General features: G+C 35.4%; 22 protein-coding genes and 1 other RNA gene. 8 read left to right on the top strand and 15 right to left on the bottom strand.

The genetic code is table 11. The features are described from left to right. The first annotated feature begins 205 nt into the window (after nucleotides 1–205). Complete coding sequence (locus HAV12_RS08070) at nucleotides 206–1,522, top strand: ATP-binding protein (protein WP_205423356.1); 1,317 nt, start codon at nucleotides 206–208, stop codon at nucleotides 1,520–1,522. 17 nt (nucleotides 1,523–1,539) lie between these two features. Further along, nucleotides 1,540–2,022 carry a hypothetical protein gene (locus tag HAV12_RS08065; RefSeq protein ID WP_171569191.1) on the top strand — a complete coding sequence of 161 codons (483 nt, stop codon included), beginning with the start codon at nucleotides 1,540–1,542 and terminating at the stop codon, nucleotides 2,020–2,022. A 335-nt stretch (nucleotides 2,023–2,357) separates the two neighbouring features. Here HAV12_RS08065 and HAV12_RS08060 read toward each other — a convergent pair whose 3' ends face one another. The 4 genes from HAV12_RS08060 to ffs all read right to left on the bottom strand — a co-directional run bounded on the left by HAV12_RS08060 (nucleotide 2,358) and on the right by ffs (nucleotide 5,749). After that, nucleotides 2,358–2,786, bottom strand: coding sequence for a helix-turn-helix domain-containing protein (locus tag HAV12_RS08060; RefSeq protein ID WP_171569190.1), 429 nt, complete (start codon nucleotides 2,784–2,786; stop codon nucleotides 2,358–2,360). Between the two features lie 810 nt (nucleotides 2,787–3,596). After that, nucleotides 3,597–4,661 (bottom strand): hypothetical protein, encoded by a 1,065-nt coding sequence (locus tag HAV12_RS08055; protein ID WP_171569189.1) that lies wholly within the window; start codon nucleotides 4,659–4,661, stop codon nucleotides 3,597–3,599. Nucleotides 4,662–4,669: 8 nt separating this feature from the next. Continuing rightward, entirely contained in the window at nucleotides 4,670–5,473 is an 804-nt protein-coding gene (locus HAV12_RS08050) for an SDR family oxidoreductase (protein WP_171569188.1), read from the bottom strand. 178 nt (nucleotides 5,474–5,651) lie between these two features. Beyond that, nucleotides 5,652–5,749: signal recognition particle sRNA small type (gene ffs, locus HAV12_RS08045), an RNA gene on the bottom strand. An 88-nt stretch (nucleotides 5,750–5,837) separates the two neighbouring features. On the opposite strand from ffs, the gene HAV12_RS08040 reads away from it, so the two are divergent. Both HAV12_RS08040 and hutI read left to right on the top strand, forming a co-directional pair. Further along, a complete protein-coding gene (locus HAV12_RS08040) occupies nucleotides 5,838–6,887 on the top strand; it encodes a glutaminyl-peptide cyclotransferase (protein ID WP_171569187.1) in 1,050 nt (349 codons plus the stop codon). Nucleotides 6,888–7,045: 158 nt separating this feature from the next. After that, nucleotides 7,046–8,284, top strand: coding sequence for an imidazolonepropionase (gene hutI / locus HAV12_RS08035; RefSeq protein WP_171569186.1), 1,239 nt, complete (start codon nucleotides 7,046–7,048; stop codon nucleotides 8,282–8,284). 54 nt (nucleotides 8,285–8,338) lie between these two features. On the opposite strand, the gene HAV12_RS08030 is transcribed toward hutI, so the two are convergent. Beyond that, nucleotides 8,339–9,217 (bottom strand): hypothetical protein, encoded by an 879-nt coding sequence (locus tag HAV12_RS08030; protein WP_132035243.1) that lies wholly within the window; start codon nucleotides 9,215–9,217, stop codon nucleotides 8,339–8,341. Nucleotides 9,218–9,314: 97 nt separating this feature from the next. Between HAV12_RS08030 and HAV12_RS08025 the strand changes: the two genes are divergently transcribed. Both HAV12_RS08025 and HAV12_RS08020 read left to right on the top strand, forming a co-directional pair. Further along, nucleotides 9,315–10,352: a formimidoylglutamase gene (locus tag HAV12_RS08025; protein WP_171569185.1), complete on the top strand. Its 1,038-nt coding sequence runs from the start codon at nucleotides 9,315–9,317 to the stop codon at nucleotides 10,350–10,352. Between the two features lie 132 nt (nucleotides 10,353–10,484). After that, on the top strand, nucleotides 10,485–11,735 hold the full coding sequence (locus HAV12_RS08020) for a DEAD/DEAH box helicase (protein ID WP_132035237.1): 1,251 nt from the start codon (nucleotides 10,485–10,487) through the stop codon (nucleotides 11,733–11,735). Here HAV12_RS08020 and HAV12_RS08015 read toward each other — a convergent pair. The 3 genes from HAV12_RS08015 to aroC all read right to left on the bottom strand — a co-directional run bounded on the left by HAV12_RS08015 (nucleotide 11,732) and on the right by aroC (nucleotide 16,442). Continuing rightward, on the bottom strand, nucleotides 11,732–13,840 hold the full coding sequence (locus tag HAV12_RS08015) for a response regulator (RefSeq protein ID WP_240345248.1): 2,109 nt from the start codon (nucleotides 13,838–13,840) through the stop codon (nucleotides 11,732–11,734). The two genes, HAV12_RS08020 and HAV12_RS08015, sit on opposite strands and share 4 nt — an antisense overlap. A gap of 207 nt (nucleotides 13,841–14,047) precedes the next feature. After that, complete coding sequence (locus HAV12_RS08010) at nucleotides 14,048–15,328, bottom strand: dicarboxylate/amino acid:cation symporter (RefSeq protein WP_171569183.1); 1,281 nt, start codon at nucleotides 15,326–15,328, stop codon at nucleotides 14,048–14,050. 55 nt (nucleotides 15,329–15,383) lie between these two features. Next, a complete protein-coding gene (gene aroC, locus HAV12_RS08005) occupies nucleotides 15,384–16,442 on the bottom strand; it encodes a chorismate synthase (RefSeq protein WP_132035228.1) in 1,059 nt (352 codons plus the stop codon). A gap of 188 nt (nucleotides 16,443–16,630) precedes the next feature. Here aroC and HAV12_RS08000 point away from each other — a divergent pair, with 188 nt between their 5' ends. Both HAV12_RS08000 and HAV12_RS07995 read left to right on the top strand, forming a co-directional pair. Beyond that, nucleotides 16,631–17,455 (top strand): UDP-2,3-diacylglucosamine diphosphatase, encoded by an 825-nt coding sequence (locus HAV12_RS08000; protein WP_132035225.1) that lies wholly within the window; start codon nucleotides 16,631–16,633, stop codon nucleotides 17,453–17,455. Between the two features lie 121 nt (nucleotides 17,456–17,576). Beyond that, nucleotides 17,577–18,074: a hypothetical protein gene (locus HAV12_RS07995; protein WP_171569182.1), complete on the top strand. Its 498-nt coding sequence runs from the start codon at nucleotides 17,577–17,579 to the stop codon at nucleotides 18,072–18,074. Between the two features lie 77 nt (nucleotides 18,075–18,151). Here HAV12_RS07995 and HAV12_RS07990 read toward each other — a convergent pair whose 3' ends face one another. The 7 genes from HAV12_RS07990 to HAV12_RS07960 all read right to left on the bottom strand — a co-directional run bounded on the left by HAV12_RS07990 (nucleotide 18,152) and on the right by HAV12_RS07960 (nucleotide 25,009). Beyond that, complete coding sequence (locus HAV12_RS07990; protein WP_132035219.1) at nucleotides 18,152–18,574, bottom strand: protease complex subunit PrcB family protein; 423 nt, start codon at nucleotides 18,572–18,574, stop codon at nucleotides 18,152–18,154. 23 nt (nucleotides 18,575–18,597) lie between these two features. Then, complete coding sequence (gene bshA, locus HAV12_RS07985) at nucleotides 18,598–19,734, bottom strand: N-acetyl-alpha-D-glucosaminyl L-malate synthase BshA (RefSeq protein ID WP_171569181.1); 1,137 nt, start codon at nucleotides 19,732–19,734, stop codon at nucleotides 18,598–18,600. Nucleotides 19,735–20,003: 269 nt separating this feature from the next. Then, nucleotides 20,004–20,486 carry an ABC transporter ATPase gene (locus HAV12_RS07980; RefSeq protein WP_132035213.1) on the bottom strand — a complete coding sequence of 161 codons (483 nt, stop codon included), beginning with the start codon at nucleotides 20,484–20,486 and terminating at the stop codon, nucleotides 20,004–20,006. A 112-nt stretch (nucleotides 20,487–20,598) separates the two neighbouring features. After that, a complete protein-coding gene (locus HAV12_RS07975) occupies nucleotides 20,599–21,390 on the bottom strand; it encodes a (Fe-S)-binding protein (RefSeq protein WP_171569180.1) in 792 nt (263 codons plus the stop codon). A gap of 129 nt (nucleotides 21,391–21,519) precedes the next feature. Next, complete coding sequence (locus HAV12_RS07970; RefSeq protein WP_171569179.1) at nucleotides 21,520–22,857, bottom strand: (Fe-S)-binding protein; 1,338 nt, start codon at nucleotides 22,855–22,857, stop codon at nucleotides 21,520–21,522. A gap of 5 nt (nucleotides 22,858–22,862) precedes the next feature. After that, complete coding sequence (locus HAV12_RS07965; protein ID WP_171569178.1) at nucleotides 22,863–23,831, bottom strand: MlaD family protein; 969 nt, start codon at nucleotides 23,829–23,831, stop codon at nucleotides 22,863–22,865. Between the two features lie 50 nt (nucleotides 23,832–23,881). Further along, nucleotides 23,882–25,009 (bottom strand): N-acetylmuramoyl-L-alanine amidase, encoded by a 1,128-nt coding sequence (locus tag HAV12_RS07960; protein ID WP_171569177.1) that lies wholly within the window; start codon nucleotides 25,007–25,009, stop codon nucleotides 23,882–23,884. Between the last annotated feature and the right edge of the window lie 34 nt (nucleotides 25,010–25,043).

Here is a 25,043-nt window from a genome sequence, read left to right as displayed (position 1 = left end):
CCTTTCGTAAATGCGGTCGGGCTATCCGTACTACTTTGGTAGTTCACTCCTATCCCTCACGCAAATCGTCGTAAAATTACAACTAATAATTTCAAAAATTAAACTCTCCAAAAATAAATCTGAAATTAAACTCCTTTATCCCGAAAACTTAAATCAGTCCAAAACCGAAATATTTTGTATTTTTAGACCAAATTAAAGTCCCAAAGTGCTAGAAGAAAATTTCAAACAAGATATCCTCAATATTCAGAATATACCCATGGTACCTAAATTACTGAGTGTAATTTGCCAGACAACAGGAATGGGTTTTGCAGCAGTGGCCCGGGTAACCGAAGACAGATGGATTACCTGCGCCGCCGAGGATCATCTGGAATTTGGTTTAAAACCCGGAGACGAACTCCAGGTAAAAACAACAATTTGTAACGATATCCGACAAAACATACAACCTGTTATTATAGACAACGTAAGCGAAGACCCTGATTTTCATGATCATCATACACCCGCAATGTACAAACTGCAAAGTTATATTTCGATTCCCATTATCCGCCAGGATGGTAGTTTCTTCGGAACTTTATGCGCTATCGACCCAAAACCAAACAGCCTGAAAACATTCAAAGTCCGCGAAATGTTTGCGCTGTTTGCCGATTTAATTTCTTTTCATATAGCAGCTGTCGAGCAGGAAGTAGCCAGTAAAACCATATTGAAAGAAAAAAACACGCTGTTGGAAAAAACAGAAGTCCAGAAGAAAAAAGCTGAAAAACTTAAGTCCGATGTGGAGGAAAAGCTAATTGAAAAAAATATTTCCCTCGAAAAGATGAACAGTGAACTGGAAGCTTTCAATTATATCTCGAGTCATGATCTTCAGGAACCTCTAAGAAAAATACAGCTTTTTACAGATATTATAGAAAAAGAAGAAGCCGATAACCTTTCCGAAAAAGGCAAACATGCGTTTGACAAAATCAGGATTTCCGCTTTCAGAATGCAGAATCTAATAAATGACCTTCTTATTTACTCCAAAACAAAATTTGACGAACGAAAATTTGAATCTAAAGATTTAAATACCATTGCAAACGATGTGATTGAAGACCTTTCTGAAGAAGTACAGAACAAAAACATACACTTTGAAATAGGAAATCTGGGCCGTCTGGCCGTCATCGAATTTCAATTCAGGCAGCTTTTGTACAACCTGATCAGTAATTCGATAAAATTCTCAGATCCAAATCGGGAACTTATTATTAAAATAACAGCAAAAACAATTCATGGATTAGATTCTGATTACGAAAAACTGCTTCCGGATACCAAATATTGCAACATTACTATAGAAGACAATGGGATAGGTTTTGATCCCGCATATACCGAAAAAATATTCGGTCTCTTCCAGGCCTTACATACCAAACCCACAAAAAGCACCGGAATAGGACTTACCATCGTAAAACGAATTGTAGAAAACCACAAAGGATTCATCAAAGCCGAAGGCGCCATAAACAAAGGGGCTGTTTTTAATATTTATATTCCTGTGGCATAGCTCACAATTCCTAAACTATGTCACAATTTATTTTTGGAAACAATCAAGTAAAACTCAGTGTCCGAAAGTCACCTTTTATCATTCGACTGGTGTTATATTTTTTTGCCTTTGCCTTTTTTACTTTTCCAACCGCCGGAACAATCGCTTCCATCGCTTTAGGAGAAGGTTTACATTTTGGATTTATAATCGGAATTGGGATTTTTTCCCTTTTAGGATTCTATTTATTGCGAGTAGCATTATGGAATACTTATGGAGAAGAAATAATACAATACTCCAAAAATGAAATCGTTTACGAAGCCAATTACGGATGGTTTCGCGATGCTAAAAAAACAATTAAAAACGAAAACCTTAAGTATTTCGTTTCACCAGTTGGCTATGAAGAAGACCACGAGGGTATTTTGATTGTAGACAATGGAAAAGAGACCCTTGAATGTGCTGTTAAAATGCCACAACAGCAAATTGAAGAACTAATAGTTCTTTGTAAAAACAATATTGTGTAAAATGATTGCCTGTTGATAAACCGAGGTAGTTATCGAAGTTTTTAAGAATGATAGAGGTCTTAACTTTATATATCCGCAACATTGTCATTTCGACCGCAGGGAGACCCGAGCGATAGCGAACAGACGAAGTAAATCACACTCGACAATCGACAAAGATTGGCGATTTTAGTTATGGAATTTCAGGTGTGATTTCTCCTTCGTCGAAATGACAAACTGCACGGTTAATTGATTCCTCAATACAAGAATACGCTATTTCACAAAAACAAAAAATACGCAAAATCTCTAATAGACATTTGCGTATTTTTTTTCAAAGAAACTCTCTTTAGAACAATATATTATTTTACTTTGAATAATTTCTCTAAATACTCCACCTTTTCTTTTTCGGCCTTAACCAGTTCTTTCTCAGCCAGAACCAAACGTTCGTAAAGTTTTATTTGTTGTTCATGAGCTTCGATTAATTTATCCAATGGATTAAATGTGCAGCCATAATGTACTGCAGAAGAATTATCCATATGATAGGTATTTCCAATAATATTTAAAACAGCTTCTTCCGAGAAATTCTTAATAGCCTCCACACTTACACCAAGTGCCTTCGCTACTTCAATTAACTTATCTTCTTCAATAGTTTCGCTGTTTTCCATAATAGAAACCGCCTGCTGATTGGTTCCCAAAGCCTGCGCTAGGGCTTCCTGTTTCATGTCTTTCAGTTCACGAATACGGCTGATTTTTCGCCCTATGTGATTTGATTTTGTTGCTGTGCTCATACTTCAAAGATATTTAAAATTCTTTTAAAAAATAGTAACCCATAAAAAACAAGTTTTCTTATCAGAATACTATTTTTTGATTGGCTTTTATGCAGACCAAATATAATCTTTTTCCTATATAAAAAACATGTTTTTTTGTTTATCCTATCGGGATGATTGTGCTTTAAAATTATTCACCCACAACCCACAACTCACAACTCTTACCCCTGCCACTTTGACATTACTTTTTTCATACGTTATTTCTCCGTCACGTTACCGTCACTCCTCCGTCACCGCTCCGTCACTCCTATACGGGAACGTTAGGGATGATTTTTAGGGTATTTTGCTCTTTTTCGGTCATATTGTCAGAAAAATTAAAGATTTGAATCCTGATTGTAACCCTTGCTGAAGGTCTGTTTTTCTATACTTCTGGTGCATCTTTTATCTTGGCAATTAGTCGATTCTAAAGATTCTAACATCCCCGCTCCTCCGAAGAGTTCTCATAAAAACCTACGCAAATCTCTCTAGACTGTGCGCAATTTTTTGTTCTTAGAAATTATAAACGTCTCAAAAGTCTCTGACTTTTTGAATAGACTTCTTGATAAGATTAAGTTAGGCTTATTTGTTTTAAAGTCGGAGACTTTGAGATGTCTATGGTTTTTAAATATATTTGGAGTAGCACAAAGTCAGAGACATTTGCCAGCGTGTTTATGTAATTTAAGAATACTTAGCAGAGCAGGAAATAAAAAAGTGAAACCTCGCCATGCAGGCGAGGTTTCACTTTTTTAGAATTGCTTCATGAATGTATTCAGCTATATTAGTAAAAACAGCTTAGAATCTAAATTTAGCTCCGACGGCCAAATCAATTCTCCACAAATTTTCAACTTCTTCATCCTCAAGTTTAATCGTTTCTGTAATGCCATTTGGATATTCATATTTTAGTTTTCGTAAAACACCTCCAACGAAATTAGCTTGTGCGCCTAATAAAAAATGCGGCGTTATCCTAAAATGATATCCCATTCCGGCAATCATACCCAAATTAGACCCCGTTATTTTTAACGGACTGCCAATGATGGTAGAATTATTCCGATAGGACATGTATCCAATCGCAAGCTCTAAATTAGCCTCTCCAACTCTTGCATTTTTACCTTCTGTAAGTATAAAGGAAGGTCCGATAAATGAAATTGTTATATCATCACTAAAATCCCCTCGATAATTTATACCGTCGTCAAGTGTAATTTGCTGATTTCTGATTGTTCCCGATGATTTATAAACATTATACTTCAAACCGAAACCAGTTCTATCATCTTTAAGATAATAAGCACTTATATCATAACTAAGTCCTGATTTTAAATTTTTCATATATTTTTTTTGCTCCGAATTTAACCCATCCGGCGATGAAGCAACTCTGAAACTTTGAGCCACATTTGCCAACAACAAAAAACCTGAAGATTTTGAACTTTTATAATTTGTCGCTTCATTGGCAACTAATTTTAAACGATCTTTTGAGTGAATCGAATCTTTATTGATGACAGGTTTACTATAATCGGTAGTGCTTTCAATCCTCAATAAATCGGCACTAATTCTATGGCAGGAGCTTCCAAACATACTTGGATACAAATGTTCGGTAATTAAGAACGCATTAGCACCATTTTTTCTTGCTTCTGTTTTTGCTGCTTCGAGAACGGTATTAAAATCACAATTGGTAGTAAAACCGGTATCTCCAATTTTGACGGTTCCAATTGTAGTAAAATTAGCAGGCAATTCAGCTTTAGTATTAAAAACAATAACATTGGACTTACTATCCAGTTTTTCATGTTTCTCTGAAACAGAAGTTCTTATTTTTGGAGAACAGGAACAAAAAGCAATAGTAATAAGGAATAAAAAGTACTTCATTTTGAGTTTTATAATTTATAATGATTCATCAACATTTTCTCATAAACCGTATCCGGAAGAATTCGCTTTAATACGATTGAAAATTTCTGCATAAAAACACCCACTTTGTAGTGTACATTTGGTTTTTTAGACTGCATAATTTTATAGATTGCTTCAGCCATTTGGTTCGGATCGCTTCCGGCATCTACATGTTCGTTCATGGTAGACAGCACTTCTCCATACACTTTTTCATAAGCAGAACCTGAAATTACAGGGGCATGATAACGCCCTGCGGCAATATTGGTTGCAAAATCACCCGGTGCCACGTTGGTAATATCGATTCCGAAAGATTTAACTTCCATACGCAAGGCTTCGGTAATCAGTTCCAGCGCCCCTTTCGAAGCCGAATAAACACTTCTGTACGGCAATCCCATATAACCTGCGATAGAAGTAATATTGATAATCAGACCTGATTTTTGTTCGCGCATCTGGGGCAAAACGGCTTTCATAACTTCAATTGGACCAAAGAAGTTCGTTTCAAAATTATTCTTGATTTCTTCCATCGGAATTTCTTCCAAAGGTCCGGTAATTCCAACTCCGGCATTATTGATCACCACATCTAAACGTCCGGTCGTTGCAATAATTTTTGCTACAGCCGTTTGTATGGATGCTGCATTTCGAACATCTAAAGCTACAAGGGGAAAAACAGAATTAAATACTTTTTCAGGATTTCGGCTGGTTCCGTAAACGATGAATCCTTTTTGATGTAAAAATTCTCCAATAGATTTTCCAATCCCTGATGATCCTCCGGTAATTAAAATGACTTTATTCATTTTGAAAAGTTATGTGTTTGAGTTATGAGTTTTGAGTTATTTGTTATGAGTCGGTTGAGGCAAAACTTCTAACCTCTAACCCATAACTTTTAACTTTACAAAGTCCCAAAAATAAAAAAATCCTCCATAAGGAAGACGCTTTTGTATTAATTCTAAAAAAGAATTTCGATAAAATAAAAAATGGCAAGCGACCTACATCGCACCGCTCAACCACGTACCCTTGCTATGTTCCCATCCTGGGGGAGTCTGCAGGAGCTGGTCGTGTAGGACTTGCCGGTGCAAATATACAATCTTTTTATATTTTTGCAAGAGCTTTGTTGCTATAAAAATATCGTCGTATATTGGCTTATTCAAATTTTTAACTATGAAAAAATATAACTTCCTAGCTGTCATTTTATTAGGAATCACATTAATTGGATGTAACGGTGCAAAAAAAGGTGAAAATTCTTTATTTACAATCGATGATTCGGCTTTTCCGGCACATTTTACATCAAAAGAAGCAGTCTCTATCGCCATTTTAAATCCAAATTCGAAAGAAATTGACAGTATTGTTTATGCTGTAAACGATAAAAGGGTGGGAAGCACAAAAGGTGCCGAGAAATTCAAATTTGAATTAAAAGATCAAAAATTAGGATATCAATACTTAAAAGCAACCGCTTATTACGGCTCTGATTGGTCTGATGCGACCAAAAGAATCGAATTGGTTTCTGATATTGAACCTAAATTACTAAAATATAAAATCCTGAATACCTATCCTCACGATACAAGAGCTTTTACGGAAGGTTTGGAATTTCACGATGGTGTTTTATTTGAAAGCACGGGACAAAAAGGAGATTCCTATTTTAGAGAAGTAGATTATAAAACCGGTAAGGTGATTACGCAGGTTGATTTGCCAAAAGATTATTTCGGAGAAGGAATTACGTTTATCAACGGAAAATTATTTCAATTGTCGTGGGAAGAAAAAACAGGTTTTATCTACGATGCCAAAACATTTAAACTTGAAAAAACGTTCAAATACGACAAAGACCTTGAAGGCTGGGGAATGACAAATGACGGAAAATACATTTATCATTCTGACGGAACAGAGAAAATCTGGAAAATGGACCCGGCGAATCAAAAATTAATTGATTACATCAATGTGTATTCGGGCACTTCAAAAATAAAAGCGATCAACGAATTGGAATATATCAACGGGAAATTCTATGTTAATGTATGGCAAAAAGATGCTATTGCTATAGTAAATCCAACTTCCGGAGCTGTGGAAGGCATTTTGAATATGTCTGATTTACGTAAATTCATCAAACATCCGCAAGCCGAAGTCTTAAACGGAATTGCTTACAATCCGCAAACCAAAACTATTTTCATTACCGGGAAATACTGGGAGAAAATGTTTGAAATAACGGTTTCAGAATAACAATTAAAAAACAAATTTTCAATTTTTAAATTCCAATAGTAAAACACAAATTGCACAGATTTTCACAAATTGATTAGTGATAATTTGTGAAATTTGTGTTTTTATTTTTCTTCTATATCACATTAAAACAGCATTATATAATACACTAAATCAACATCATGATAACTTTACTTACCAATATAAAAGAACTGCTGCAGGTTCGGGAAACGTCTGTTGCTAAAGTTTCAGGAGCTGAAATGGCAGTACTTCCAACAATCAAAGATGCTTATTTAATTTTAGAAAATCATCTAATCGCAGATTTCGGTGAAATGAAAAATCTTCCTGAAATAAAAGCGGATCAGATTATTGATGCCACAGGACGGATCGTTTTGCCTTCCTGGTGCGACAGTCACACGCATATCGTATACGCAGGCAACCGCGAGCAGGAATTTGTGGATCGTATCAACGGACTTTCGTACGAAGAAATCGCCAATCGCGGCGGCGGAATCCTAAATTCAGCTCTTAAATTAAACGCAGCTTCGGAAGAGGAAATATACGAACAATCTAAACGCCGCTTAGAAGAAGTCATGCAGCTGGGAACCGGAGCGGTTGAAATAAAATCGGGTTATGGTTTAACAACTGAAGGAGAACTAAAAATGCTTCGTGTGATTAAAAAACTGGCAGAAAATTATCCCATTTCCATAAAAGCCACTTTTTTGGGCGCTCATGCTTTTCCGTTACATTATAAAGAAAACAAAGCCGGTTATATCGATGAGATCATCACCAAAATGCTTCCTGAAATTGCAAAAAACAAACTCGCTGATTATATTGATGTTTTTTGTGAAACAGGCTATTTTTCTGTGGAAGAAACCGAAAAAATCATGGCCGCGGGAATACAATATGGTCTGATTCCGAAAATACATGTGAATCAATTTAATTCTATTGGAGGAATTCAGGCGGGAATACAATTTAAAGCTCTTTCTGTGGATCATCTCGAAGTCATGAACCCGGAAGATATTGAAGCTTTAAAAGACACGGAAACAATGCCTGTTGCTTTACCGTCCTGTTCTTATTTTTTAAGTATTCCGTACACACCTGCCCGCGAAATGATAAAAGCCGGATTGCCTTTGGCTCTGGCAACCGACTTTAACCCCGGCTCTACTCCATCCGGAAACATGAATTTTGTGGTAGCTACTGCTTGTATCAAAATGAGAATGACTCCTGAAGAAGCTATAAATGCAGCCACAATAAACGGAGCTTATGCAATGGGTCTTTCGGAAACCCACGGAAGTATTACAAAAGGCAAGAAAGCCAATTTAATCCTCACAAAACCAATTTCATCCTATTATCAGATTCCCTATGCTTTTGGAAGCAACCTGATTGAAAGTGTTTTTCTGGAAGGAAAGATTTTGGCATAAAAAAAAGAGGAGTTTTTTAAACTCCTCTTTTTTTTATTTTAATGAATGTCTTTCTTATCTTAAAGAGAAACTAGTTTTAGAAACTAACTCATCATTATCAAAAACATTGATGAAATAAGTTCCTTTAGCGAAATCTTTACCAGGTAAATCTTCAACAACATTTACACTTTTGTTTTCGTACTGAACTGTAGTTTTAAAACTGTAAGTTAAAGTGTTGTCACCAAAACTTTCTGTTTTCTTATCTCCCAAAACATTGTTTTTTGCATCGATAACCTGTACGTAATACGTTTTATCTCCGGATTTAGCAATTTGGTTTTCAGCAATAGTAAAACTTATTTTAAGAACGTCTGCACGACTTGCTTTATCAGTTTCGATTTGTTTTCCTGAGCTTCTTAATTTGTAAGCAGCCGTTTTTGTATTCAAAACAGATAATTTAGAACCTTTTTCAACTGTTTTAGCTAATTCTTCGTTTTGACCTACTAAAACTTCGTTGAATTTTTTAGATTCTCCTAAAACCACAATAGTACTGTCTCTCTGAACTGTCAAAACACCATTTTGTTTTTTCAATTCATCGTTTTCAGCAACTAAAGTTTTCATTTTAGTCTGCATTCCCTGCACTTGGTTTCTGTATTTAGATACATCACCTTTAGATTTATTTAAATCATCCATTAATGCAACTACTTTATCTCTTTCCTGAATTAATTCATCAGACATAGAAGTGTTTTCTGCAATGGCAGCATCATAAGTTGCTTTTAATTCCTGTAAATCTTTCATAACAGATTCTTTCTCTGTCAGAGTTGTGGTAAGTTCTGTTTTAACTCCATCTGTATCAGATGATAATTTAAAAATATACACTAAGCTACCAATAAGTAGGACTGCTAAAACTGCGATTACCGCTTTTAGACTTGAGTTGTTGTTCTTTGGGTTTTCCATATTTAATAATTTTCTTTAATAACAAATTTAAGAATTAATATAAGCTAATAACGTAAGTTAGTACAATTATATTATTTTTGGACAATAATTTTTTTTTATGGATAAATTAATTCCTTTTACTATTAATGATTTAGCAAAAGTCACAAATCATCGAAGTGGTGAAATAAAGTTCGGAGAAAAGATGATTATCATTCCAAAAGGAGTGGATCAAATCGAATTTTTGAAAGAAAGTGAAGCTAAATACGTTCTTTTGGGAATTCCCGAAGATATTGGGGTACGCGCTAATTACGGCAGACCCGGGGCAGCATCGGCCTGGGAAAGCGCCATAAAAAGTATCGCTAACATTCAGCACAACCGCTTTGCAAAAGGAAGTCAGATCATTGTTTTAGGACAAATGAATGTTTCGGAAGAAATGCGCGAGGTAGAAAATCTTGATTTCAATGATATTGATGACCGTTCGAAATTAAGTCAGTTAGTAGAAAAAATTGATAAAGAAGTTTCCCATATCATCTTTAATATTGTAAAAGCGGGCAAAACGCCAATTATAATCGGAGGAGGCCATAATAATGCTTACGGAAACATAAAAGGTTCCGCGCTTGCAAAAGGAAAACCCGTGAACGCGATTAATTTTGACGCTCATTCTGATTTCAGAATCCTTGAAGGCCGTCACAGCGGTAATGGATTCTCTTATGCTTACGAAGAAGGTTTCTTAAAAAAATATTTCATTTTTGGTTTACACGAAAATTATACTTCCAAAAGTGTACTGGATATTATCAAGAAACTGGAAGACCGCGTGCGCTACAACACGTATGACAGCGTAAACATTCGAAAAGAAAAAGAATTCTACAAGGAAATGATTTATGCATTGGATTTTGTAAAATCAGATCCGTTTGGAATTGAAATTGATCTTGATGCGATACCCAACATTGCCAGCAGCGCGATGACTATCAGCGGATTTTCGATCGAAGAACTGCGTCAGTTTGTTTCATTTTTCGGAGAACATAAAAATGCCACTTACTTACATATTTGCGAAGGAGCGCCCGATCTGGACCAATCACCAAACAATCATTTGATTGGGAAATTAATTGGCTATTTAATAACTGATTTTATAAAAGCCAACAACGAAATAATTTAAGATAGTAAATTACAGCAGCTGAAAATTAGCCCATTTGCCAAATAAAACCGGATTCAAATAGACGATTGACTGAATAAAGCTATCTTTGCACAGAATTTTAGTACTTAAAACTAAATTCTTAATACCTAAGATATGTTATTCGAAGATTTATCACTTTCAAAAAGTATACAAAAAGCCGTATTTGAAGAAGGCTACCTAAACCCTACACCTATTCAGGAACAATCTATTCCGATTGTTTTGGCAGGAAGGGATTTAATTGGCTGTGCGCAGACCGGTACCGGAAAAACAGCAGCATTTGCTATTCCAATTATACATCAGCTGCACCGAATTGTTGGTTCTTCTAAAAAAGCAAAAGTAATTCGTGCTCTTATAGTTACTCCGACACGTGAATTAGCGGTTCAGATTGGACAAAGTTTTGAGACGTATGCAAAATACACCAACTTAACACAATTAACGATCTTTGGAGGAGTTTCCCAAAATCCACAAGTGGATACGTTAAAAAACGGAATTGATATTCTGGTTGCCACTCCGGGAAGATTGCTTGATCTGCAAAAGCAGGGTTTTATTGATTTAGATCATCTTCACACTTTAGTTTTGGATGAAGCAGATCAGATGCTGGATATGGGTTTTATAAACGACGTAAAGAAGATTGTAAAACTAACGCCAAAAAACCGTCAGACTTTATTGTTCTCCGCGACAATGCCTATTGCAATTCGCGAACTGGCAGAAATGTTTTTACAGGATCCTGCAAAAGTAGAGGTTTCACCAGTTTCATCGACTGCTGAAAATGTAGAACAGCGCGTTTACTTTGTAGAGAAAACGGAAAAAAGAAACTTACTTTATCATTTAATAAAAAATGAGGATTTATCAAACGTGCTGGTTTTTTCAAGAACCAAACACGGCGCTGATAATGTGGTAAAAGCGTTGCGTAAAAAAGATATTCCGGCAGAAGCAATTCACGGAGATAAATCTCAAAATGCAAGACAACGTGTTTTGGATGCTTTCAAAAATAAAGAAGTTGGCGTTCTTGTTGCTACTGATATTGCGGCGAGAGGAATTGATATCGATCAATTGCCCTTTGTAATTAATTTTGATTTGCCTAATATCCCTGAAACCTACGTACACCGAATTGGAAGAACGGGACGTGCAGGAAATGGCGGAATTGCGATTTCATTTTGCAGTAAAGATGAGGAACCGTATTGGAAAGACATTCAGAAACTTATAAAAGTTGATGTGAAAATCATTACCGATCATCCGTATCAATGGCATTCCGGCGCTCCTGAAGCAACGACAGAAAAACCAAACAATTCAAACCGAAGCGGTGGTGCTCATAAGTCGAGAAAATCAAATGCTTCTAAGCAAAACAAAAAACGTTGGTATTAACAACCAACGTTTTTTGTTTCACATATTAAGTAATTAATTATTTTAAACAGTTTAACCGGTTCAAACGGCTTAATAATAATATCGTTCATTCCTGAAGAAATAGCTTCATCCGTAATTTCATCCTTATCAAAAGCCGTAAGGGCAACGATAGGTGTTTTTATACCTAACTGACGAATTCTTTTAGAGGTTTCAAATCCGTTCATCTGCGGCATATTTATATCCATCAGAACAAGATCAAAATGCTCATTCTGAAGCATCTCTATAGCACTAAAACCATCATCAACCACTTTGCAGATATAATTATTTTTTTCAATTATTTTTTTGGTAACCAGCTGATTGATAACATTATCCTCTACAACCAAAATCTTAAAGACTTCATTTGATGTCAGGTCTACCTGGATTTCATCTATAATGCGTTTTGTTTTTTCCGGATCATATTCGAACGGAATGGTAAAAGTAAATAATGTTCCCTCTCCAAGATTACTTTTCAGGTTTATAGTAGTATTAAAAAGCCCTAATAATCTTTTTACGATACTTAAACCTAGTCCGGTACCCTGATAATCTTCATCTTTTCTGCCAACCTGAACAAATTTTTCGAAAATCTTAGTCTGATCTACAGCTGCAATGCCTACCCCGTTATCCTGTATTTGAAATTCTAAAAAGTATAATTTCCCTTCTACTTTAACCAGATTGATAATAATCTCAACTTCGCCATCTTTCGTAAATTTAAGCGCATTGCTGACTAAGTTCATCAGAATTTGCGCCAGTCTTAATTTATCACCAATTAAATATTCGGGGATTTCAGGGTCAATATCGATTGAGATTTTATTGTTATTTTTTTGAGAGAGAAAAGAAAGTGAATTTTTGATCATCGAAATTTCATCTGAAATATTAAAGGTCAGACTTTCCAGTACCACCTTATTTTCCTCAATTTTATTAATCTGAAGAATATCATTTACCAAAGACAATAAATATCTCGCCGAAAATTTTAATGAACTCAAATGCTGGCTGCTGGATAATTCCTTATGTTCTTCCAGCAACATATTGGTTATTCCGACTACACCATACAGGGGAGTCCGCAATTCATGACTGATAGTTGAAATAAATTGCGTTTTGAGCAAGGAGGCTTCTTCTGCTATTTCTTTTGCTTTTAGAAGCTCTAAATTGTGTTTCTTTTTAAATCTGATATTCTTAATCAAGGTGATGATCAATAACAGCAGAATAAATGAAATCACCACAAATAGAATAACAATGATTCTGGATTTTTTCAGACTTTGATATTGTGAATCTTTTTCATCTTCAATTTTATCAATTTGTCTTTTATATTCGTCTAACTCCAGATTAAAACCTGCAACAGAGGCTTTCTTAAGTTTTTCGTCATTGTAAATTTGTTCGGTTATTTTATTATAAGCGACCAGGTTTATATAAGCTTCCCTGTCTCTTTTAATTTTATTTAAAAATTTTGAATACTCGAGGTGCGTAAAAGACAAATCAGATTTTTCAACATAGGTTTTTCCTAACTCTATTGCTTTTTTAAAATAAGCATCTGCTTTAAGGTTATCGCCTTTATGACTGCAATACATACCGTTGAGCATATTTGCAATCACGACCGTATTATCATCCTGAAACTTTTTCTCATGTGCATTAATAAATTTCAGGTAAGGATATCCTTTATTAAACTGGCCAATATCAAAATAGGACCATGCAATATTGACATTCGTAAAATAAATCTGGCTGGAGTCTTTGATCTTAGAACTTAGTTCGATCGATTTTTTATAAAAATCGATTCCTAATCGGTACTGCTTCTTATCAAAACAATAAATATTCCCTAAGTTATTGTATAACATATTCTTAATACTATCATTATTGGCTTTATTGGCATAAAACAAACTTCTTTTATAAAAGAAAATGGCTTTGTCTAATTCAACCAATTCGCTGTAATTGGCAGCAATAATGTTATAAGAACGGGCAATAAGGTAATTATTTTTATTTTTCGTTGCGTGATTTAGGGCAACTCTGGAGATAATTAATGATTTTTCGAAATTTGACTCTCGGTAGTTAGAAAGTGCTTCGAGGACCAGTTTATTGATTTTATCCTCTGACAAATGTTCAGATTGCGCGATTACTGAATTATCTAAACAATTCAGAAACAGTAAAAGAAGTAAAAAAATCCGCATTGGGGGCATGAATCGGCTAATTTGATCAAATATACATTTAAAAATAAAAAAAAAGCTGTATTTCGTATAAAAATACAGCTTTCTTTTATTTCTGACCTTCAAAATTGTAAAGATTTTTCTTTCGAAAAAATAAATTTAAATTTCTGAAGCTATCTCTGATTCTTTATCGTCTTCCCATTGCCCAACAACAGATGTTGCCAAAGCATTTCCTAATACATTGGTAGCACTTCTGAACATATCACAGAAATGATCAATTGGTAAAATAAGGGCAATTCCTTCAACAGGAATATCAAACATACCGCAAGTTGCCGCAACAACGACCAAACTGGCTCTTGGTACTCCTGCAATTCCTTTACTGGTAAGCATTAAAACCAAAAGCATTACCATTTGTGTTCCTAAATCTAAATGTACACCGTAGGCCTGTGCAATAAAAATACTCGCAAAAGTCATGTACATCATACTTCCGTCAAGGTTAAACGAATAACCCAGCGGCAACATGAAGGATACAATTCTGTTTTTTACACCAAAATCTTCTAATTCTTCTGTCAGTTTAGGAAAAACGGCTTCACTGCTTGTGGTTCCGAAAGCAATGACTAATGGTCCAATAATACGTCTCAACAGTTCTGTCATTCTCCCTTTAAGGAAAACATAACCCACAACGATCAAAACCACCCACAAGGTGCTGATTCCAATTAGAAATGATCCGAAAAATTTAAAATAGGTAATCGCTAATTCCTGAAAATCCCTAACGGCAAATACTCCTGCAATGGCACCAAAAACTCCAATTGGAGCAAAGTTCATTACATAATTTACCATTTTTAAAACAATATGGGAAGTCTTATCCAAAGCATTGATAACCGGTTTTACAGTGCTTCCTAATGATGCAGCAGCCAATCCGAAAAAGATGGAGAATATTACAATCTGTAAAATTTCGTTGGTTGCCATTGCCTCAATAATACTTTTAGGGACGATATGTTCAACGAAGTTTTCGAAAGAAATTGATTTCGTTTTAGCCGTTACTTCCGATGCTGTAGCAATATCAACATGTGCTAATTTTAAACCCACTCCCGGTTCTAAAATATTCACATAGAATAATCCAATTAACAAAGAGATAAAAGAAGCTGTAAAAAACCAGCCAAGTGCTTTTCCTCCAATTCTTCCAACAGCTTTTATATCTCCCAGTTTCGCAATTCCTACCACAAGTGTCGTAAAAACTAAAGGAGAAATAATCATTTGTACCAATCTGATAAAAATGGTCGCCAGCATTTTTATTTTATTGCTAAACGATTGTGCCGCCTCAGGCGAAATCGAATTGTGCAATATAATCCCTAAAATTGCCCCAAGAACCATGGCAATTAAAATTTGCCCGGTTAATCCTGAAAGAAATGATTTTTTTTTGGTTTCTGTAATTTGCATTAATTTGTTTTTTGTTTATAATTAAAATATAAGACCCTCACTGCCTTACAATTTATTAATAGGTCTTGTTGATTAAATAAAAATCAGCCAGAACAATTGCTGCCATTGCTTCAACAATCGGCACTGCACGAGGTACCACACACGGATCATGACGTCCTTTTCCGGTCATGGGTGTAATATTTCCTTTATTATCTAAGGAGTCCTGAGTCTGCATGATGGTTGCAACAGGTTTAAAAGCGACTCTGAAATAAATATCCATTCCATTACTGATTCCTCCCTGAATTCCTCCGGAAAGGTTGGTTTGGGTAGTTCCGTCAGGATTGTATAAATCATTGTGCTGGCTTCCCTTCATTTCAGATCCTGAAAAACCACTACCGTATTCAAAACCTTTTACGGCATTGATAGAAAGCATTGCTTTTCCTAATTCGGCATGTAATTTATCAAAAACAGGTTCTCCTAAACCAACGGGAACGTTTTGAATCACACAAGAAACAATTCCTCCAACCGTATCGCCTTGTTTGCGAATATCACGAATATATTCTTCCATTATCGCTGCCGATTTTTCATCGGGACAGCGTACCGGATTGCTTTCTGTTTTAGAAAAATCCAATTCCTGATACGGTATATCTAAATGAATTGGCCCTACAGCCGAAACGTAGGCATTAATTTTAATTTCCGGCAGCATTTGTTTGGCAATGGCACCTGCCACTACCCTGCTTGCCGTTTCGCGGGCAGAACTTCTTCCACCTCCGCGGTAATCACGAAAACCATACTTCTGATCATATACATAATCGGCGTGGCTTGGTCTGTAGTTGTCTTTTATATGAGAGTAGTCATCAGATTTCTGATTCGTATTCGGAATAATAAAACCAATTGGGGTTCCGGTAGTTTTACCTTCAAATATTCCTGATAAAAACTGAACGCTGTCCGGTTCTTTTCTTTGGGTTACAATTGCGGATTGTCCTGGTTTTCTGCGGGACATTTCAACCTCAATCGCTTCCAGATCAAGTTCTATTCCCGATGGGCAACCGTCGATTATTCCGCCCAGAGCTTCACCGTGAGACTCTCCAAATGTTGTAACTTTATATAAAGTGCCGTAGCTATTTCCTGCCATTGTAAATTGTTTTGAGCAAATGTAAGTTTTATGAATTAAATTAAAAAATTTAAAATTGGTAATATTAACTAAAGGTTAATTTGCTTAAAAATCACAATTTATTAAAATTGTGGTCGATTTGATAACCTTTTGATAAAATATAATCCATTTAAGATTCTTTTATTTGTTAAACTTCAAATCAGGAAAAATTGAAAAAAAGAAATGTTGAACTGGTCATTATTTCAGATGTCCATTTAGGGACATATGGCAGTCACGCCAAAGAACTAAACAACTATTTATCAAGTATAAAACCGAAAACATTAGTCTTAAACGGCGACATTATCGATGCCTGGCAATTTAGAAAATCCTATTTCCCGAAAAACCACTTAAGAGTTATTCAGAAAGTAATCGGAATGGCTTCCAAAGGAACAAAGGTGTACTACATTACCGGAAACCACGACGAAATCCTAAGAAAGTTCAGTGACATGAACATGGGAAATTTTGCTTTGGTTGATAAATTAATTCTAGAACTCGACGGCAAAAAAGCCTGGATTTTTCACGGAGATGTTTTTGATGCTTCCGTGCAACATTCAAAATGGATAGCCAAGCTTGGAGGTTTAGGATATGATTATTTAATTCTCCTGAATCGCTTTATCAATTGGCTTTTATCTAAATTAGGAAGAGAACCTTATTCTTTCTCCAAAAAAATAAAAGCAAGCGTCAAAAAAGCAGTAAAGTTTATTTCAGATTTCGAAACCACGGCAACAGACCTGGCTATAGAAAAAAAATATGACTACGTAATCTGCGGTCATATTCACGAGCCTAAAATAATTCAAAAAGAAAATAAACACGGATCTACCTTATATCTCAACTCAGGGGACTGGATTGAAAACTTAACCGCTTTAGAGTACCATAAAAAGCGCTGGAAATTATTTTCTTACTCTCAGTCTAATTTTACGGAAGAAGAAAATCTTTTCGAAATGGAAGATATCCTAAGCAATCATCTGATTACCTCTATCTTAAAAAGTAAATAAAATTCCATTTGAATTTTGGCAGAAATTCAGCTAATGTGAATTATGTAACAATTTAAAATAATTTTATACGTTTTGGTTTTTACAGTAATTGTAAGTTTGAAAAAAATTAATAACCAATTTTATGAAAAAAATTATTTTATCTGCCCTTATGCTATTAGGTTTAGCTTTTACGGCACAATCGCAAGAAATTTCTAAAAATGCTTTAGGGATACGTTTTGGAGACAACAACGGATTTGGAGGTGAAGTATCATATCAATTAGGATTAAATCAAAAAAACAGGTTAGAGTTTGATTTAGGATGGAGAAACAGCCGTGATGTAGACGCCATTAAAGGAGTTGCTCTTTACCAATGGGTATGGAATATTGATGGTGGCTTTAACTGGTACGCTGGTGTCGGTGGAGGTGTAGCTGCCTGGGATTACGATTACCGTTTCAATAATGCCAGATATAATGATAGCGGAACTTATGTTTTTGCTGCAGGAGATATCGGTATCGAATATAGATTTAAAGAGGTACCTATTACCTTGTCGTTAGATGCAAGACCTGAAATTGGTTCAGGATATTATGATGATGACAATTTTGGATTTGACGTTGGTTTAGGAGTTAAATTCAGATTCTAAATAAAAAGAATAATTGTAAAAAGAAACCTGTCGTTTTAAGCGACAGGTTTTTTTATGTTCCACTCTTTAAGTGAAATTTATTTGATAATAATTTCCTTTTTAGAACGGATTTTTACCACTGTATAAGGATAGGTAATCACCTGCATGGTCATGGAATCCGGAGCTGGATTAGTTTCTTTTACCGTAATAATGATATTTTTATCCGTTTCTTCTACCTTATCAATTCCGATGGAATAACCGCCCGTATTTTTTTCTCCCATGTTCAGGATCACATAATTGGAATTAGTGATGTCGTCCTGTTTCATTTTATCTTTTAAAAGCGGATCATTTTCCAGCATTTTGATTTCGTTTGGTTCGGTCAGGATTTCAAAAAACCTGATATTTCCGCCACCGTCAGACTGTACCGTTAAAATCTCATAAAGGGCTTTTGAATCAGATGTTTTCTGTACGCCACACGAAACCAGAGCAAAAACTGCTAAAACTGAAATAACTTTTTTCATTTATACTTAATTTAAGATGAATGTTAATTTTTATAATCGTCTATCGCTTTTTGATACAACGCTTCGTATTTGGGTAATATATTTTTGATATCAAATCTTCTGGCAACTTCCAGCGCATTGGCTTTAAACTGTTTTAAAACGGCTTCATCTTTTAAGATTTTCAGTGCATTGGAAGCCATTTCTTCCACATCACCAACATTACTCAGATAACCTGAAAAACCATCAAAATTCACTTCAGGCAAACCTCCCGAATTACTTGAAATCACTGGGACCCCGCAAGACATTGCTTCTAAGGCTGCCAAACCAAAACTTTCCGTTTCCGACGGAAGCAGAAACAAGTCGGTCATGCATAAAATTTTATCAATCTCATTGCTGTTTCCAAAGAAAATCACTTTATCCAGAATACCTAATTCCTGGCATAAAATCTCTGCCTTTTCTTTTTCGGGACCATCACCAACCATCATTAATTTAGCCGGGATTTCTTTCTGGATATTATAGAAAATCTTGATGATATCCGGAATACGTTTTACCTTTCTGAAGTTACTGATATGGGTGATAATACGCTCGTTTTCCTTCGCCATCACATAACGATGACAAGCTGCCTGCGGATCTTTTACCATTTTATCCAATTCAATAAAATTCGGAATCACCCTGATTTTATTCTTGATTTTAAATAATTTCAACGTATCATCTTTCAGGCTCTGGGAAACCGAAGTCACATAATCTGATTTATTGATACTAAAAGTTACAGCCGGTTTATAAAAAGGATGATTTCCAACCAAAGTAATATCTGTTCCGTGAAGCGTGGTAATCATAGGCAGATTAATTCCTTCGTTTTTCAGCATTTGCTTCGCCATGTAACCCGCATAAGCGTGTGGAATTGCATAATGTACGTGAAGGACTTCAATCTTGTATAGTTTCACCATATCAACCAGTTTGCTCGACAAAGCCAGCTCATAAGGCTGATAATGAAAAAGTGGATATTCAGGAACGTTTACTTCGTGATAATGTACGTTTGGATTCAGAAGTGCCAACCTAACTGGCTGACTGTATGTAATAAAATGTATTTCGTGTCCGCGTCTGGCTAATTCAAGACCTAACTCAGTGGCTACTACCCCACTACCGCCAAAAGTCGGATAACAAACAATTGCTATTTTCATGTATTAAATTTAATACTACGAAAGTACTCAAAAATAGCGTTTAATTGAAGTTTTCAATTGTTAGATTTTTGTGAATAATAGATTTGTCAGATTAGTAGATCTTTAGATTACCAGACTTTTATTTCTTCATACAGCAAACCTGACGGGTCTTAAAAACGTGTCAGGTTTCGAAAACCGAACCTGAAACTTGAAACCTGAAACAAACTTAAAAAACAAAAAAAAGGCACGAACTTTAGATTTCATGCCTTTTACTATTTTATAGATTACTCTTAGAAAAATCTGCTATGCCAGCTATCGGCAGCAGGGACTTCCCATGATTCGTTGTATTCTTCGATATTATTGACAAGATTATTAAAAACAATCGTATTTTCCGATACTGACTTATCTTTCACCATTTTCTTAAAATCAATCAGAGGTTTATGAGCGATATGTTCCCCCAGTTTAAAGGTAACGTTCATTTTATCTAACAAATCAACGTTGTATTTTTTCTCTAATGCCTGAATAAATTCAACAGAACTATCGATAGAACATCCTGTAGCAGCCTGCACGTCCTGATTTACCGCCAGAATTATAAATCGGTTGTATTTCAGTTCATAAGAAGCCTCAAGACTTGTTCCGTGTGCGGCCCAGCCTTCAACAAAAGTTTTCAGGTCAGACTCTATTTCAGAAAATTCCTCATCAGAAAATTTTCTGTTTGATTGATAAATCCAAATTCTGGATTCACCAGGTAAATTTTCAAAAGGGATATACATTTTAATTTTAGATTTTAGATTGTTGGATTTTAGATTTCTGAAAAGTTTCAGGTTTCAAGTTTCAAGTTAAAAACCTTTGCAACTATGGACCTTTGCCACTTTGAACCTCAGATCAAAGATCCTGCGCGTTTGCAATTAACTCTGCAATGTCCATTACTTTAACCTGTCCTTCTTTTTCCTGATGTTTAATTCCATCCGTCAACATAGTATTACAGAACGGACAACCCGCTGCAATAATATCCGGCTGAACTTCTAAAGCGTCTTCTGTACGTAATACATTGACTTCCTTGTTTCCCGGTTCTGCATCTTTAAACATTTGCGCACCACCTGCTCCACAACATAAACCGTTTGATTTGGAACGCTTCATTTCGACTAATTCAACATCTAATTTCTGAATTAATTCTCTCGGAGCTTCGTATACTTTATTGGCTCTTCCTAAATAACAAGGATCGTGAAAAGTAATTTTTTTTCCTTTAAACTGGCCGCCTTCAACAGTTAATCTTCCTTCATCAATTAATGATTTGAGGAATTCTGTATGATGGATTACTTCATATTGACCACCTAATTCAGGATATTCATTTTTTAAAGTATTAAAACAATGCGGACAAGCTGTTACTATTTTCTTAGCTTCATACGCATTCAGAACCTCGATATTCATCATGGCCTGCATTTGAAACAAGAACTCGTTTCCGGCACGTTTTGCAGGATCTCCGGTACAACTCTCTTCTGTACCAAGTACTGCAAAAGAAACATTGGTACGATTTAAAATACGTACAAAAGCTTTTGTAATTTTCTTTGCTCTATCATCAAAACTTCCTGCACAACCTACCCAAAACAATACTTCCGGCTGTTTTCCTTCGGCTAGCATTTCTGCCATTGTTGGCACTATTAAACTTTCTGACATCTTCTTATTTTGTTAAATCGGTTCATCGTCAATTTGGTTAATCGGTAAAAACTCTTTCTTTATGATTACCCAGTAAAAAACCTAAAATATTTTTTATAATCGGTTAAACAAATAACCAATTAAACAATTTTAATTTTCATTTTTCCAATTCAGCCTGTCCTGCTGATTGTATTGCCATGGCGCTCCATTATTCTCAATATTGGTCATCATTGCGTTTAATGACATTGGGGCAGCACTTTGTTCCATTACTAAATAACGGCGCATATCCATAATAATAGACAACGGACTGATATTTACCGGACATTCTTCTACACAGGCGTTACATGAGGTACAAGCCCACAATTCTTCCGGTGTTATATAATCGTTGAGTAATGTTTTGTTATCCGGAACAAAAACACCTTTATTGGCATCAATATTTTTTCCTACTTCCTGCAGACGATCTCTTGTATCCATCATGATTTTGCGGGGAGACAATTTCTTACCCGTCTGATTCGCAGGACATGACGACGTACAACGTCCACATTCTGTACAGGTGTAAGCATTTAATAGCTGAACCCAGTTTAAATCCTGAACATCACTCGCTCCAAATTTCGCCGGTGCTGCATTTTCATCCACCGGAGCGGCGGCAAAAGGATCTGTATTTGGATCCATCATTAACTTAACTTCCCTGGTCACGGACTCTAAATTATCAAATTGCCCTTCGGGCTTCAGGTTCGCAAAATAAGTGTTTGGAAATGCTAAAAGGATATGCAGGTGTTTTGAAAAATACAGATAATTCATAAAAATCAAAATACCAGTAATGTGCAGCCACCAAAATATTTCGGATAATAACATCACCAGTTCATTCGACATTCCGTTAAATAGTGGAGCAATGAATTGACTTACCGGAAAACTTCCGGCTTTATGAAAATGCGAAAACCCTCCCGGAACATTTTGCAGGTGCAGGTCAGAAGCATTCATCAATAAGAACAATGTCATCAAAACCATCTCAAAGTACAAGATGTAATTGGCATCACTTTTAGGAAATCCGTTTAAATCCGGATTTATAAAGCGTTTCAGTCTGATAATGTTTCTTCTGATCCAGAAAGTAATGACGGCCACTAAAACTAAAAGCGCCAAAATTTCAAATGAAGCAATTAAAACATCATACACAACTCCTAAATAAGGCGCAAAAATTCTATGGGTTCCGAATAAACCATCAATGATGATTTCGAGTAACTCTATATTAATAATTATAAAACCTACATATACAAAAATATGAAGTATACCGGCAACAGGGCGTCTCACCATTTTTGACTGCCCAAGAGCAATCAAAGCCATGTTTTTCCAGCGTGCTTTAGAATTATCTTTTCGATTTACATCTACTCCGAGGTTAATGTTTCGGATAATTTTTTTTACACTCGTTGCAAAAAAACCGAAACCAACTATCAAAAGTATGGCGAACAAAATATTATCTAAATAACTCATATTTATTATTTTTTACTATTTGAATTTGCGTCTTCAGCCGGTGGTGCCACATAAGGTTTGTTTTTCTTTCCAAAAAGAGAAACATTCACATAACGTGTTGGGTAAAGACGGACATCCTGTAGTAATAGCTCTAACTCTTTTGAAGTTTTAGCCAGATTATTATACAATGCATCATCATTTAATAATTTACCGGCTGTACCTTTTCCTGAATTTAAGTTATTCATTATGCCATCTACTTTGGCTAAAGTCTGATTTAAATTTCTAACTGTTTTTCCTAAGTCAGCTTTGTTTAAAGAATCTGATATTTTAGAAAAGTTATTTGACATTTTATTAAAGTTGGTGACAACTCCGTTAATCTGACCTTTATTGGTATCTAAAATAGAATTAAGAGTTCCTGAAGCTTTGTGGAATTGTTCCATAGTCTGACTCAATTCTGCTAAACTCTTTTTGATATCTTCCTGTCCTTTTTTGTCCAGAACATTATTCAGTCCTGATACCAGAACGTCAATGCTTACCAGCATTTTTTCCAGTTTTTGCTGAATGGGTTCAATCTTGCCTCCTAAAGACTCTGTTAATCCCAACTCAACAGTGGCAGGCAGTATTTGCCCGTCTTCCGCCAATTCTTTATCTGCAAGATTAGGTACAATTTTAATTTGTTTTCCACCAATTAAACTTGGGGAATATAAAGCCGCCTGACTGGTTTTAGATATAGGAAAATCTGTTTTTAGCTGAAGTTCAACCAATAATTTTCCCGTTGTTTCATTGATTGTAATTTTAATTACTTTTCCAATTACAAGTCCGTTTAAAGTAACAGGTGCTGAAGCTGATAATTCTTCAACATTATCGTATTCCACATATAATGTCTTGTAATCCGTAAAAAGGTCTTTACCTTTTAAAAAACTATAGCCCCAAATAAATAGTAATATTGACCCGATGACTAAAATAGCCGTTTTAATTTCTCTTGTTAGTTTCAAAATTCTAAGTGTTTCTACAAAATTAATATAAATATCCGAACTTGTGACTATTATTTAATGGCATCCTGAATACTGATTTTTTCTCCGTCTTTATATGCAATTAAGAAAGCGGCTCCATAGCCTTTACCTTTAGCTTCTTGCAAATATTTTTGTGCCATATCGTAACTTGAAGTTTCCTGATAGAAATACTTATATATATTGTTTTCAAATAACATGGTCACATTCTTCAGTCCTTTGAAGTTTTTCGGCTCCAATGGTGTTTTTTTAATGCTTGCTATAAGCTGTACTTTAAAGAAAGTCCCTTTTGGTGCATTTTTTACGGCAACGGGAGCTTCAACTACTTTTTGTTTTGCCGGCGTTGAAGTGTCTCTGGCTGGTCGCTGGTCCGATATTTCCGGTACTCCCGAACCAAAATATTCTCTTTTATAACTAATAATAGCTTCAGCGATCGCTTTGGCAATGTCATTTTGGCCTTCTTCAGAATTTAAAATATTCCCTTCTGTTGGATTGGAAACAAATCCGGTTTCTACTAACACCCTTGGCATGTACGCTTTATGAAGTACCATAAAAGGAGCTTGTTTTACACCGCCCTGGCGCAGTTTTTTCCCCAATCTGTCAAAATTATCTTCAATTTTACTGGCCAGTGAAATACTGTTATCCAGATATTCTTCCTGCATTAGTGTCATTCCGATCATTGATTCGGGAGAATTAGGATCGTAACCTTCGTATTTACGTTTATAGTCTTTTTCTAAAGTAATAACGGAGTTCTCTTTCTTTGCAGCCTCAAGATTGGATGCTACTTTACTTAAACCCATGACATACGTCTCAGTTCCATCGGCTGCCGTATTTTTGTTGGCATTGCAATGTATGGAAACAAAAATATTGGAATTGGCTCTGTTTGCAATATTGGCTCTTTCGACAAGATCAATAAAAACATCTGTTTTACGAGTATAGATAACATCAACATTTGGGCTTGCTTCTAATATTTTTCCAATTTTTAACACAATCGCAAGCGCAATATTTTTTTCTATCCTGCCACTGTAAACTGCTCCAAAATCGTGATCTCCATGTCCTGCATCCAATGTCACTTTAAAGACATTCGATTGACTGTAAGAACAAAAAGTCGTTATCATTAGAAGAAAACTAAATATTAGTCTAGTTTTGTTAAGTATATTCATAAATCTAAAAGTTAATTTTAATAAAGGCAACTGC

The organism is Flavobacterium sp. CLA17 (assembly GCF_013112255.2).
In the GTDB taxonomy this organism is placed as follows: domain Bacteria; phylum Bacteroidota; class Bacteroidia; order Flavobacteriales; family Flavobacteriaceae; genus Flavobacterium; species Flavobacterium circumlabens.
The sequence above is the reverse complement of the archived record's forward strand: the minus strand, read 5'-3'. Positions and strand labels throughout refer to the sequence as shown.